Consider the following 13,655-nt stretch of genomic DNA (forward strand, 5'->3'; position numbering starts at 1 on the left):
GGTGAGGCGAAGCGGTCCGGCAAGCGAGTGGCGGTGACGGCGGAGCAGTCCGAGGTCCGGGACGTCTACGCCAACCCGGACGGATCGTTCACGGCCGAATTACACATCATCCCGGTCCGCGTCAAGCGCGGTGCGGGCTGGGTGCCGGTCGACACGACATTGCGGCAGCGGGCCGACGGCGGTGTCGAGCCGGCCGCGATCACGGTCCCCGTCGTCTTCTCCGGCGGCGGGGACCAGCCTTTGGTACGGCTCGGACAGGACAAGAGGCAGGTCGAACTGCGCTGGCCGGGATCGCTGCCCAAGCCGGTGCTGAACCGTGACTCGGCGACCTATCCCGAGGTCCTGCCGGGGGTGGACCTGCGCGTGAGCGCCACCGCACAGGGCTTCTCCCAGGCGCTGGTGGTGAAGGACAAGACCGCCGCGGCGAACCCGAAGCTCGCCGAGCTGACGTTCGGTGTGACGGCCAAGGGGGCCAAGGTACGTGACGACGGGCACGGCGACGTCGGCGCCTACGACGACAAGGGAAAGCTGGTCCTCGGGTCCGGCGCGCCGATGGCGTGGGACTCGACGCCGTCCGCCCCCAAGCAGGCCGTGGGCGAGGTCGATCTGGGCAAGGACACCCTGGTCCTGCGGCCGGACCGGAAGCTGCTGACCGATCCCGCGACGACGTTCCCGGTGCGCATCATGGCGGACTTTCCGGCCACCCAGACGGGCTGGGCCATGGTGCTTTCCGGCCACAAAGACGATCACTACTGGGGTGGCGACGGCCAGAACCTGGCCAAGGTCGGGTACTGCGGCTACGACGGCTGCAACGGCATCGGCGTGGCTCGGTCGTACTTCCAGTACGACGCGTCGTTCCTGCTGGGAAGGCACATTTTGGAGGCGGAGTTCAACGCGTTCGAGAACTACGCTCCGAAGTGCAGGACGCCGCGGGTGGTGGAGGCATGGGGCACCAACCCGGTCGACCCTGGGACGTCCTGGGGCAACCAGCCCTTCCCGGGTGGCGGCCCGGTCTACCTGGGCGGCGCCAATGTGTCCTTCGGCTACGACGCCTCCTGCCCCGGCGACTGGGTCGGGTTTCCCGCCGCCGCCGCGGTCATCAAGGGGCTGAATGAGTACGGCGGCCGTACGGCGATCATGCTGAAGGCCGCGGACGAGGGTGAGGCCTTGTCCTGGAAGAAGTTCGACACGAACCCGAGCCTGGACGTCACGTACAACAGCTACCCGAACGAGCCGACCGGCCAGACGGTGGAGAACGACAAGGCATGCGCCGTGCAGCCGAACGAGCCGTACATCAATCCCTACATCGACAACGATCCCAACAAGGGGCCGCGCGGGCCGAAGCTGGCGGCGGTCGTCTCCGATCCTGACGGTGGCCTGGTGCAGGCCCAGTTCGAGTGGTACACGAGGTTCGGCGCGCGGCTCGGGGTGACGGCCACGGAGTTCAAGGCCTCCGGCTCGACCTTCAGTGTCGACGTGCCGTCGGCGAATGCCGGCGACGGGGCCAATCTGGCCTATCGCGTCCGGGGCGCCGACGGTGTCGACTTCGGGCCGTGGGGTCAGTGGTGTGACGTCACGATCGACAGGAAGGCCCCGGACAAGGCGCCGAAGGTCAGTTCGGTGACCTATCCCGAGTGCCCGCCACCGGATTACGACCCCTGCCCCAGAGGCGGCGGCGTCGGACGCACGGGAGGCTTCACCCTGGGCGCCGACGGCGTCCAGGACGTGGCCGGGTTCGAGTACCACCTGTACGGCCAGGAGGTCTTCAAGACCAACGCCACTTCCGGCGCCGCGAACATACTCGTCACGCCGCCCGAGGACGGTTCGATGGACCTGTACGCCCGCAGCGTCGATCGTGCGGAGAATGTGGGGCCGGAGTACCGCTACCACTTCATTGTCGGACCCGGCACGCCCCCGAGGGGGCACTGGAAACTCGAGGGTTACGTCGAGAAGAAGGCCGTCGACGACTCGCCCAACGGACACGACGCGACCATAGGGTCCGACACGGCGCGCTGGCGGGTCGGACGGCACGGTGACGCGCTCTGGCTGGACGGTGCCACCGCGTACGCCAACACCGCAGGCGGAGCCACCGTGGACACCAAGAAGACGTTCACCGTCTCGGCCTGGGTGAAGCTCGACCGGCTGGACACCACGTTCCGTACGGCGGTCAGCCAGGACGGCACCCGGATCAGCGGGTTCTTCCTCCAGTACAACCCGAGCACCAAGAAGTGGAACTTCATGATGCCGGCGTCCGACGCCGACAACGCCGAACGTCACATCGCCGAATCGCCGACCCAGGCGGTCGCGGGCCGCTGGACCCATCTCGTCGGCACGTACGACGCCGCCGCCGCCCAGCAGATCAAGATCTACGTGGACGGCGTCGCCGGCACACCCGCCGGCCACACCACGCCGTGGGGCGCGACCGGAACGGTGCAGCTCGGCCGGGCCCGATACGCCGCGGGGCCGGTCGACTACTGGCCGGGCTCGCTGGACGAGGTGCGGATCTACGACCGGACCCTGGCCGCCGAGGAGATCCACGACCTGGCCGCGGCTCCGGCGGCCGAGGAGCTGTTCCTGCCGTTGGACGAGGGGACGGGCACGACGGCGCAGGAAGCGTCCGGCAACTACCGCGTCGGCACGCTCGGCAGCGCCGGATCCTGGACCACCGGCAAGGTGGGAACCGGAGCGGTGCGGTTCGACGGGACCTCGGCGACCCTGTCGACCAGCGGTCCGGCACTCCGTACCGATGCCGGCTTCACCGTCACCGCCTGGGTCAAGCTGGACGCGGCCGACGATCAGACGCGCACGGTCCTCAGCCAGGACGCCGGCCAGGTGAGCGGCTTCCAGCTGCGGTATCGCGGTGACACCCACAAGTGGTCGTTCGCGCTGCCGCAGTCCGAGACCGACGCCCAACTGGCCCTCAGCGCCGACTCGGGGGAGAGCGCGCAGGACGGGGAGTGGACGCACCTGGCCGGGGTCTACGACCCGGCGGACCAGGAGGTCCGGCTCTACGTCGACGGCGTGAAGGTGGCCTGGAAGAAGGGGCCGGCCACGGTGAACGCCACCGGCGCCTTCCAGGTGGGCCAGGGCAGGCAGAACAGCGCGGCGGCGACGCCGTTCGCCGGAGAGATCGACGACGTGCACGCATGGACCGGCGTACGCACCCCCGACCAGATCAAGGCGGAGCGCCAGAAGCCGGTCACCGGCCGACGCAGCCTTTACGGCGGCCAGCTCGCCCGGTACTACAACCTCACCGGCCATCACATCGTCACGAACGGGCCGGTGCCACCGGGTTCGCACTTCGAGTTCTCGCTCGGCATGACGGCGCCGGCGGACGCGCCGAACACGCAGGCCCTCTACTCCTGCCGCAGCGGGACGGGCGACTACTTCCTCGCCTATGACTGTGGCACCTACACGAACCTCGGCAGCGTCGGACGCCTCTACACCACACCGCCCGCCGGCGTGCCCACGCGCCTGATCTACCGCTGCCAGGTTCCCGGCGTGGGGCACTTCGCCTCCGCGGACCCGGGGTGTGAGGGCCAGACGACGGAGCTGCCGGCGCTCGGCTACACCCGCGCCTACACCCGCCTGATCAGGCATACAACGACCGGCTATCCGTACGATCACGCCAGCGCCACCGCCCGGCTCGAGGCGAACTACCGTCCGGAGGGCAGCGCCGCGATCCTGTCGATGACCCAGTTGCCCGGCACAACGGCGTTGCTGAGCTGCCAGGACGGCATCGACACCTTCAGCTCCACCGACTCCGCCTGCGAAGGCAAGACAGTCGTTCGCCGGCTCGGCTTCATCTGGACCAGCGCGCCGCAGGACGTACCCGGAGCGCCGGGCGCGATCGGCGTCGAGCTGTTCCGCTGCCGGGCGAGCTGGGGCGACCTGTTCGACTCGGGCGATCCCAGATGCGAGGGGCAGACGCTCGACCGCTCCCTCGGCTTCGTCGCCACCGGACTATGACCAGGGAAGGGAAGTCGACTCATGCGTCGTCATCGGTGGCCGATCGTGGCCTTGGCCTGCTTATCCACTGTGCTGATGGCCGGCACCCCGGCTCAGGCGGCACCGGCGATGATCGTCGATGCCATGGCCGGGCAGGGGCCGGTGAAGCCGAGCAAACCGGACGAGGTCGAGCCGGTGCCGGGCAAGGACTTCGTGCCGCCGGCCGCCCGGCCCGACCCTGAAGCCGCCCCTGCCCGGCAGGGCGCGCCGAAGGCGGACTGGCCCGCGGCCGGCGCCGCCGAGGTCACCGTGCTCGCGGCGGCGAACCGCTCCGCCGAGGCGGCACGGACCCGGGCCGGCGACCTCCCCGTCTGGGTCGCGCCGGCCGAGCAGCCGGGGCCGGAACGAGTGAAGGTCGAGGTGCTCGACAGGGCCGCCACTGAGCGGGCCGGCGTGTCCGGGTTGCTCGTCTCCGTCAAACGAACAGACGGCAAGGCCGAGCGCGGGCCGGTGACCGTGACGGTCGACTATTCGGCCTTCAAGGACGCGTACGGCGGCGACTGGGCATCGCGCCTGCGGCTCGCCCCCGCCCCGGGGGACCAGACCTCGGTCATCGCCGTACGCAACGACCTCAAAGCCGCGACGGTGTCCGCCGAGGCGTCGGTCGGCGACGCGGGCAGCACGCTCGCGCTGACCGCGGCGGCCGCGGGATCGAAGGGCGATTACAAGGCCACCTCGCTGGCCCCGTCGAGCACATGGCAGGTCTCCGCGCAGTCGGGCGATTTCTCCTGGTCGTACCCGATGCGCACGCCGCCGGTGCCCGGAGAGCTGGCCCCGACCTTGGCGGCGTCCTACTCCTCCAGCGCGGTGGACGGGCACACCGTGGTCACGAACAACCAGCCGTCCTGGGTGGGTGAGGGCTGGAACCTGTCGCCCGGTTTCATCGAGCGGTCGTACAAGGGCTGCGCGGACGATCTCGGCGGGAACAACGGCCAGACCAAGACCGGCGACCTGTGCTGGGAGACCGAGAACGCCACCCTCTCCTTCGGCGAGCAGTCCGGGCCCATGGTCTACCAGGACGGCGTGTGGCGGCCGGAGGACGACGACGGCACCCAGGTCGAGCACCTGTTCCGTGCCGACCCCCAGGCCAATGGCGACGACAACGGCGAGTACTGGAAGGTCACCACCAACGACGGCACGCAGTACTTCTTCGGCCTGAACCGGCTGCCCGGCTGGGCGACGGGACTGGCCACCACGCAGTCGGCCTGGACAGAGCCGGTGTATGGCAACGACACCTTGGAGCCGTGCAACCAGACCACGTTCGCCGCCTCGGCGTGCCAGCAGGCCTACCGCTGGAACCTCGACTACGTCGTGGACGCGCACGGCAACTCGATGAGCTACTTCTACGAGCAGGAGACCAACAAGTACGCCCAGAACATGGGTGCGACCACGGGCACCTACGTGCGCGGCGGCACGCTGGCGCGCATCGAGTACGGCACCCGCGCCGGCGCCGAATACACCACCCAGGCGCCCGCCCGGGTGGTCTTCGACAGGGCCGACCGTTGCCTGCCCGACCAGAGCTGCGCCACCCACACCACCACCGTCTGGCCGGACGTGCCGTGGGACGCCGGCTGCGCGTCCACCGCGTGCGGGGACCGGACGTCGCCGACATTCTGGTCCACCAAGCGCCTGGCGAAGGTGACCACCCAGGTGTCGACGGGCGGCGGGAACTACCGCGGCGTCGATGAGTGGGAGTTCTCTCACACATACCCGCCGGCCAACGACGGCACCGGTGACAAGGCGCTGTGGCTGAACGGCATCACCCACACCGGCCTGGCCCGCACCCCCGCGATCAAGCTGGACGCGGTGACGTTCGACGGCACGATGCTGGCCAACCGGGTCAACTTCGTCGCGGACGGCCTGCCCGCCCTGAACAAACCCCGGATCACCACCATCACCTCCGAGTCCGGCGGAGCGATCAACGTCAGCTACGCCTCGCCCGACTGCACCCCGGGCGCCCTGCCGGCCGCGGCGGAGACCAACATCAAGCGCTGCTTCCCGCAGCGGTGGGTGATGCCGCCCGCGACCACACCGGTCAACGACTGGTTCCACAAGTACGTGGTGGCCAAGGTCGTCGAGGACGACCTGGTGACAGACGCTAAGGACATGGTGACCAGCTACGACTACGTCGGGGGTGGCGCCTGGGCGTACAACGACAACCCGCTGGTGGCCGAGAACCAGCGGACCTGGTCGGAGTGGCGCGGGTTCGAGAAGGTCGTGGTCCGCAAGGGTGACCCGGCCAACGACGAGAACAAGCCCGAGTCCAAGACCCAGTACCTGTACTTCCGCGGCCTTAACGGCGATCGGCTCAACGCCAGCGGCGGCGCCAAGACGGTCAGCGTCACCGACTCGGCCGGCGTGGCGCTGGCCGACGCCGAGCCGCTGAAGGGCTTCGTCCGCGAGCAGATCACCAATGACGGCACCAACGAGGTCATCGGCCAGATCAACGACCCGTGGATCCGGCTCACCGCCACCCAGGGCAGTCTCCAGGCGAATCAGGTGGAGACCGCGGTGACCGAGACCCGGGAACGGTATTCCACCGGAGGCTACCGCGTCACCCGGGAGGAGAAGACCTACGACGAGTACGGCAACGAGACCAAGGTCAACGATCTGGGCGACGTCGCCTCGACCGGCGACGACCAGTGCACGACCACCACGTACGTGCACAACGTCGCCGCGATGCTGGTCGAGTTCCCCAGCAGGACCACGACCGTGGGTGTGGCCTGCGGCACTACGCCGTCGTACCCGGCTGACGCCATCTCCGACACCCGGCTGTCGTACGACGGCCAGGACTTCGGCACGGCGCCGCTCCGGGGGGACGTGACCAAGACCGAGACGGCCAAGTCCTATACCGGCAGCACGCCGGCCTACCTGGTCAGTGGGACCGCCACGTTCGACGATTACGGCCGGGCCAAGGAGTCGCGTGACGAGCTGGAGCGGGCGACCACCACGTCGTACACCGAGGTCAACGGGCTGACCACCGCGACCGGGATGACCAACCCGCTCGGCCACACGGTGACCACCACCCTCGACCCGGCATGGGGGAGCCCTGTCCAGGAGAAGGACGCCAATGACCGGACGACCTCGCTGAGCTACGACGCGCTCGGCCGCCTGGTGAAGGTGTACAAGCCGGGCCGTACCGAGGCGGCCGGTGAGAGCCCGCACCTGCGCTACGAGTACGGAGTGCGCCGCAGCGGCGGCCCGAACTGGGTGCTCACCAGCACGCTGGAGCCCAACGGTAACCGCGTCGCGACGTACGCGCTGTACGACGGCTTCCTGCGGCCCCGGCAGACCCAGGCCCCCAGCCCCGCCGACGGCCGGATCCTGACCGACACCCTGTACGACTCACGCGGCCTGGTCAGCGTGAAACGGGCCGCCTACCACGACACGGAAGCCCCCGGGACGACGCTGTACCAGCCAGACGCCGGCGCGGTGCCGGCCGCGACCGTCAACGCCTACGACGGGGCGGAACGGCCGACCAAGGAGATCTTCCTGAAGCTGAACGCCGAGCAATGGCGGAGCACGACGTCGTACAGCGCCAACTGGGTCAGCGTGATCCCTCCCGAGGGCGGGACCGCGACCACCAAGTACACCGACGCCCGCGACCACGTGACCGCGCTGGTGCAGTGGCACGGCAGGACCTTCACCGGCGCGAACGACGTCACCCGCTACGGCTACACCAAGGCCGGCGAGCTGAACAAGATCGCCGACCCGGCGGGCAACGTGTGGCGGTACACCTACGACGTGCTCGGCCGCCAGACCAAGGCGGAGGACCCGGACAAGGGCCCATCGGTCATGACTTATGACGACGCGGACCAGCTACTGACCATCACCGACGCGCGCGGCAAGACCGTCGCGTCGGTGTACGACCAGCTCGGGCGCGTCGTGGAGACCCATCTGGACTCGGCGACCGGGACGCTCTTGACCAAGACCGTCTACGACACGCTGGCCAAGGGCGCCTTGACCTCCGCCACCCGGTACGTCGACGGCCATGCCTATGTGAGCGAGGTCATCGGCTACGACCGGGCGGGACGCCCGGAAGCGACCTCGGTGACCATCCCCGACGTGGAGCAGCAGCTCGCCGGGACCTACACCACGACGATGACGTACGCCGCCGACGGCAGCCCCGCCACCAAGACGGTGCCCAAGCTGGGCGATCTGGAGAAGGAGACGCTGACCTACGGCTACGACGATTTCGGCCGGCCGGACACGGTGGGCGGCGACCTGACCTACGTCACCGACACCGAATACAACGAACTGGGCGAGCTCGCCCAGCGTGAGCTCGGTCCCGCCGGGAAACGGCTGTGGCGCACCACCTACTACGAGGAGGGCACCCGCCGGGTCACCGAGTCCCTCACCGAACGCGAACAAGCCAACGGCATCATGGTGCACGACCTCACCTACGGCTACGACCCGGCCGGCAACGTCAAACGCATCACCGACCGCACCGCGGGCTCGGCGAAGGACACCCAGTGCTTCACCGTCGACTACCTGCGCCGCATCACCGAGGCCTGGGCCCAGGGCACCGACACGTGCGCGGCCACCCCGTCCGCGTCGGTCATCGGCGGCCCCGCGCCCTACTGGCACCAGTACGACTACGACCTGACCGGCAACCGCAAGACCAAGACCGTCAAAGGCGTGGGAGGCGCCGCTGACACGGTCACCGCCTACTCCTACCCCACCGCGGGCGACGGCGTCGTCCGGCCGCACGCGGTGACCGCCACGACCACGGGTTCGACGAGCACGGCCTACGACTACGACGCGGCCGGCAACACCATCACCCGCCCGGGCCCCAGTGGTGCGCAGGCCCTGACCTGGGACAACGAGGGGCTGCTTGCGTCGATCACCGCCGGCGGCAAGACCACCGCCTACGTCTACGACGTCGGCGGAGGGCAACTCATCCGGCGCGACCCCGGCTCGGTGACGCTGTTCGTCGGCGACGGCGAGCTCCGGCTCAACACCGCCACCGGCTCGACCACCGGAACCCGCTACTACGAGGACCTGGGTACCCGCACCGGCGGCGGCTTCACCTGGACGGTGGCCGACCACCATGGCACCTCCCAGGCCGCCATCGACGCCACCACCCTGGCCGTCACCTCCCGGCGGCAGGACCTGTTCGGCGACCCGCGCGGCGCGGCCCCCCAATGGCCCGCCGGCAGCCGCGGCTTCGTCGGCGGCACGACCAACCCCGAAACCGGGCTGACCCGTTTGGGTGCTCGCGAGTATGACCCGGCGATCGGCAGGTTCCTCTCGGCCGACCCGATCATCGATCCGTTCGACCCGCAACAGATGAACGCCTACGCCTACTCCAACAACAACCCGGCGACGATGAGCGACCCCGACGGGCTGATGTACTCCGCTCCCAGGAATCCCATCAAAAAGGCGCTCACGAAGAACCGCAATGCCGCCAAGAAGCGGCTGATGAACGCCTTGCGGAAGCACTCCGAGCGACAGATCAAGCAGCGTAAGAAACTCGGCCGGGGTCTACGCGACTGGGGCAGGACCCACCCGCCGGCCCGCAAATACATCCCATGGAAGGGCCCCCACGGTCCGGGGTACGAGGACTATTCGGGCCCTCACGGCCCGGGGTATGAGAACTACAAGGGCAAGGGCGACTGGGATGTCGTTCTGGACGATGGCTTCTGGTATCGCATACTCCAGCACATGGACTGGGCCCACATGCTCGGACAACCGGCCCATTGGGAGAACCTGGGCAGAGCCTTCGCGTGGATGTGGGAGAACCGAGGTAAAATCCTCGGCACCCTCGGGGCAATCGCCAGCGCGGTGTGTGTTTTCGGCATCGCATGCGCCATGGCGAAAGCCCTGTGGGTGCTCGGAACGACAGACAGCATCATCGGGTGCATCGGTGGAGACAACATCGCCTGTTTAGGGGCCTCCCTGAGCACGGTGACAGGGCTACTCGGCGAAACTGTGCTCAAGGGTAATAAGCCAGGTGAATTAGCTCTTGCCGGGATTGACCTGGCGTTAACCTGGATCCCCTTCGGCGGCGACACGGTCAAAAAATGGAACGGGCGTTCCCGTAACCTCCCCAAGTTTTGCGACGATGTAACCTGCTGAGCATTTCAGCAGCATAGGGATCACGGCCCACCGATTCACCTTCGATCTGAGCTCGCCGGAAGCCTTCCGGCGACCTTCAGCGTCCCGCTGTCGATCTTCGGCTTGAGCACCGACATCGCGCTGTTCCAGAAGATCGTGGCGCTGCTGTCGACAGGGGACCCGCCGAACAGCTCGACGTTGAACGAGCCCTTTTCGGGTCGTACTAGCACGTCCGTGCGTTACGGCCCAAGGCCGTCAGGAGTCAGGGATGCCGGAGTCGGTGCGATCGGCGTCGATCAGGTCAGTGAGCAAGGTGACGATGGCGGCGGCGAGGTCCTTCAGCGTGGTGTCGGGGATCGCCGGGTCGCTCTCGAATGCGCGCTGGACGGTACGCGCGAGCAGGTCCGCCCGCTGTTCCAGGCTGCCCGCGAGGGCGGCGCCTTCCGCGCGCAGGAAGCCCTCGAAGGTGGCCTGGTAGGCGTAGCCGAGCTCGTCGGCGTGCATGTCATCGCGGAGCAGGCCGTGCTCGGCGAGTAGTTCGAGGTAGTCGCGGGCCATGTTGCCGTGCCGGTCGTCGCGGGCGATGTCGGGGGAGCTGGTCAGCTTGCCGAGCAGGTGGGGGTCTTGCAAGAGGAACCCGTGCAGCAGGGGGCGGTTCGTGATGGCCAGGAAGTAGACGCGCGCGAAGTTGCGCAGCAGGCAGGTCCGCGGGTCCTTCCGCAGCGCTTGTCGTAGTTCGTCCATCGCGTAGAGCACCTCGCGCGCGAAGACCGCGCCGAACAGTTGCTCGCGGGTCTTCCAGTGCAGGTAGACGGTGCCCTTGCCGATGTCGGCTCCGGCGGCCACGTCGTCGATGGTCACCCGTCTGTAGCCGTGGCGGAGCAGCAGGTCCGCTGCCACGTCGAGGATCCGGGTGGCCCGTTCGGCTCGCTGCTGCGGGTCTCGGAGTCGTTCGGTGCTGGTGCTCACGCAGGGACCATATGACCAGATGCGAGATCTGGTCAACTAACATCTTTCTGTTGACTAAATTTCAAATTTCGTCATATGGTCATGTCGAGACAGCGGCACCACATGCGACAGGAGCGAGTCATGAACACCCCCATGGACACTCACGGCAAGACCATCCTCGTGACCGGCGCCACCGGGAACCAGGGCGGCGCGACCGCCCGCCACCTGCTCGCCGATGGTTGGCGGGTTCGCGCCCTCGTTCGAGACGACACCGCGCCGGCGGCCGCCGCGCTCGCCGCCGCCGGCGCCGAACTCGTCCGCGGTGACCTGGACGACCGCGCCTCCATCGACGCGGCGATCCGCGGCGCGTACGGCGTCTACAGCGTCCAGTCCGCCAACGACAACGAGATCGCCCAAGGCAAGAACGTCGCGGACGCCGCCAAGGCCGCGGACGTGCAGCACGTGGTGTACTCGTCGGTCGGCGGCGTCGAGAGCCAGAACCGGTTCTACGTGGAGCACGGCTGGGGGCCCATCGACAAGTGGCAGATCGAGGAGCACCTCCGCGGTCTGGGTGTGCCCGCGACGATCCTGCGCCCCGCCGGGTTCATGCAGGACTTCACCAGCCCGGCGCGGTTCTTCCAGAACGGCTCGCTCAACGTGCCCTGGCACGACGACCTGGTCATGCAGCTCGTCGCCATCGACGACATCGGAGCGTTCGCCGCGCTGGCCTTCGCCGAACCGGCCGCCTACCTGGGCGAGGCCATGGAGATCACCGGCGACAGGCTGACCGCCCCGCAGATCGCCGACGCGCTGAGCACGGCGGCCGGTCGCCGGATTCCGCGCACGCGAATCCCGCTCGAGACGCTCTGGGAGCACAACCCGGAGGTCGCGAAGGTCTTCACCTGGGCGAACGAGACCTACTACGACACCGACCTGGCGCCCTTGCGGAAGGCCCATGCCGCCCTCATGGACTTCAGCACCTGGCTGGACCGCTCGGGCAAGGCACGGCTCCTGGCACAACTGGACTCCCTGCCGGCGTAGCCGATCGAAGCCGCCAAGGCCTGGAGATCGGTCTGCCACTCCCGGCCTGGCAGGCCGCTGCCTCTCCGCACCGGCCTGGTGTTGATCGATAGAGGATCCCTCCGGTGCCCCGGTCTGAAAGGCCCTCACCCAGGACGGCCCCCGCGCTGGGAGCTCGAAACCGTGGCAGGCCGCCGAATCTACTGTCTGCGCAGCAACAGGTGGCCTCGGCGGAACCGTTCCTCCTCTCGGGGCTCGCGCAGCATCCGGCCGATCTCGACGAACTCCGCCTCGTACGCCAGCCCGGCAAGGTCGTCGATCGGCCACCGGTAAGCCGTCGCCACCGCGTGGTCGAACGCCGTCACCGGGTCGCCCTCGGACTCGAAGAAGGCGAGCAGAAGGTGACCCCCCGGGGCGAGCACCCGGCGGAACTCGGCGAAGTACGGCGGCAATTCCTCCGGTGGTGTGTGGATGACGGAGTACCAGGACACGACACCGCCCAGCGTGCCGTCGGCCAGGTCCAGCGCGTCCATCGAACCGACCTCGAAGCGCAGGTCCGGGTAGGCCTGGCGGGCAAGATCGATCATCGCCGGGGACAGATCGACGCCGAACGCGTCCAGTTCCAGGTCCCGCAGGTGCGCTGTCATCTGTCCGGGCCCGCATCCGAGCTCGGCTACGGCCCCGGCGCCGGCGGCCCGTACGAACTCGGCGAACGCGGCGAGTATCGCGCGATCCAGCGGCACCTGGGCGAGGTAACCCCGAGCGAAATCGGCGTAGCGAACGGCGACGGCGTCGTAGGCCTCCGCGGTGGCACTCAGATAGGAGGGGGATGTGGTCACGACGGACGATGGTAGCCCGCGGTCCGCGTCGCCGCGCCGGGACAGTGGCCGACGATCTCCGTGTCAGCTCCGGTGACCGGCCAGTACGGCTCGGAGTGCTTCGCCGAATGCGGTCTGTGGGAATGCCTGCCGCCGGCTGGTGTAGGAGGGCAGGTCCAGGGCGCCGAGTGCGCGTTCCACCTGTCTTCCCGTACGCAGGGCGAGGACGAGGGTAACCGTTGGCTCAGGCCCGGCTTCGGTTCTGTGGACCACCTCTGCCGGCTGCGTATAGATGCTCCTGGCCACGTGACGCGTTTTGCGCTCGTGCTCGATTCTGGCCAGGGCATCGGTGCGGGTCACCCGGTCGACGGGGCCCTCGCCGCTAATGTTGAAGACCCGGAAATCCGCGCTGGACGGCTCCGCCACCTCGACGACGCTGACTTCGATGTTGTCGAGGGAGCCGAAGGCGACGTAGCTGATGAGGTCCCACGTGTGATCGTGCATGGGGGACACCTCGTCGGCCGTCAGGCGTCGGCGCTGGGCAAGCGGGGGCCACAGATGCAGTCGAAGTGTGGCGTGTCCCCACCGGGCGAGCGGTGCGTAGATGAAGCCGAGAGGATGCAGCAACGGCTCCACGTGGTGACAATCCTCGGCGAGGTCGTCCATCAATGCGGAGCACGCCTTCTCAAGAGGCTGAAGGTTCTGCGTCTGAAGGAGGTCGGCAATCTCCATAAAGTCAGCCAAACGGAACACAGATCTCCCCACGACGTTGCACCGATAGCTGCACATCCACGCATCCGAAGA

7 protein-coding genes are annotated in these 13,655 nt (G+C 68.5%); 3 read left to right on the plus strand and 4 right to left on the minus strand.

Annotated features, from left to right (window positions below; all coding sequences use genetic code 11):
- Positions 1-33: 33 nt before the first annotated feature.
- Complete coding sequence (locus KLK06_RS62170; protein WP_214633741.1) at positions 34-3,969, plus strand: LamG-like jellyroll fold domain-containing protein; 3,936 nt, start codon at positions 34-36, stop codon at positions 3,967-3,969.
- 75 nt (positions 3,970-4,044) lie between these two features.
- The gene (locus KLK06_RS03315; RefSeq protein WP_214633742.1) at positions 4,045-10,086 is read left to right on the plus strand and encodes an RHS repeat-associated core domain-containing protein; all 6,042 of its coding nucleotides are present in this window, start codon (positions 4,045-4,047) and stop codon (positions 10,084-10,086) included.
- 35 nt (positions 10,087-10,121) lie between these two features.
- On the opposite strand, the gene KLK06_RS03320 is transcribed toward KLK06_RS03315, so the two are convergent.
- Together KLK06_RS03320 and KLK06_RS03325 are read right to left on the minus strand one after the other, a co-directional pair.
- On the minus strand, positions 10,122-10,295 hold the full coding sequence (locus KLK06_RS03320; RefSeq protein WP_214633743.1) for a hypothetical protein: 174 nt from the start codon (positions 10,293-10,295) through the stop codon (positions 10,122-10,124).
- Between the two features lie 25 nt (positions 10,296-10,320).
- Positions 10,321-11,034, minus strand: a complete 714-nt coding sequence (locus tag KLK06_RS03325; RefSeq protein WP_214633744.1) for a TetR/AcrR family transcriptional regulator — start codon at positions 11,032-11,034, stop codon at positions 10,321-10,323.
- Between the two features lie 120 nt (positions 11,035-11,154).
- Between KLK06_RS03325 and KLK06_RS03330 the strand changes: the two genes are divergently transcribed.
- Positions 11,155-12,054 (plus strand): NmrA family NAD(P)-binding protein, encoded by a 900-nt coding sequence (locus tag KLK06_RS03330; RefSeq protein ID WP_214633745.1) that lies wholly within the window; start codon positions 11,155-11,157, stop codon positions 12,052-12,054.
- 179 nt (positions 12,055-12,233) lie between these two features.
- Here KLK06_RS03330 and KLK06_RS03335 read toward each other — a convergent pair whose 3' ends face one another.
- Both KLK06_RS03335 and KLK06_RS03340 read right to left on the minus strand, forming a co-directional pair.
- Positions 12,234-12,872 (minus strand): class I SAM-dependent methyltransferase, encoded by a 639-nt coding sequence (locus tag KLK06_RS03335; RefSeq protein ID WP_214633746.1) that lies wholly within the window; start codon positions 12,870-12,872, stop codon positions 12,234-12,236.
- 63 nt (positions 12,873-12,935) lie between these two features.
- Positions 12,936-13,583: a hypothetical protein gene (locus KLK06_RS03340; protein WP_214633747.1), complete on the minus strand. Its 648-nt coding sequence runs from the start codon at positions 13,581-13,583 to the stop codon at positions 12,936-12,938.
- Between the last annotated feature and the right edge of the window lie 72 nt (positions 13,584-13,655).

This window comes from Nonomuraea sp. NEAU-A123 (assembly GCF_018603905.1).
Lineage (GTDB): Bacteria > Actinomycetota > Actinomycetes > Streptosporangiales > Streptosporangiaceae > Nonomuraea.

Bases quoted from the DNA above. Each gene is read 5' to 3' on its own strand.
- KLK06_RS03315 (WP_214633742.1), top strand. From the start codon at position 4,045: ATGGCCGGCACCCCGGCTCAGGCGGCACCGGCGATGATCGTCGATGCC.
- KLK06_RS03340 (WP_214633747.1), bottom strand. From the start codon at position 13,583: ATGGAGATTGCCGACCTCCTTCAGACGCAGAACCTTCAGCCTCTTGAG.
- KLK06_RS03330 (WP_214633745.1), top strand. From the start codon at position 11,155: ATGAACACCCCCATGGACACTCACGGCAAGACCATCCTCGTGACCGGC.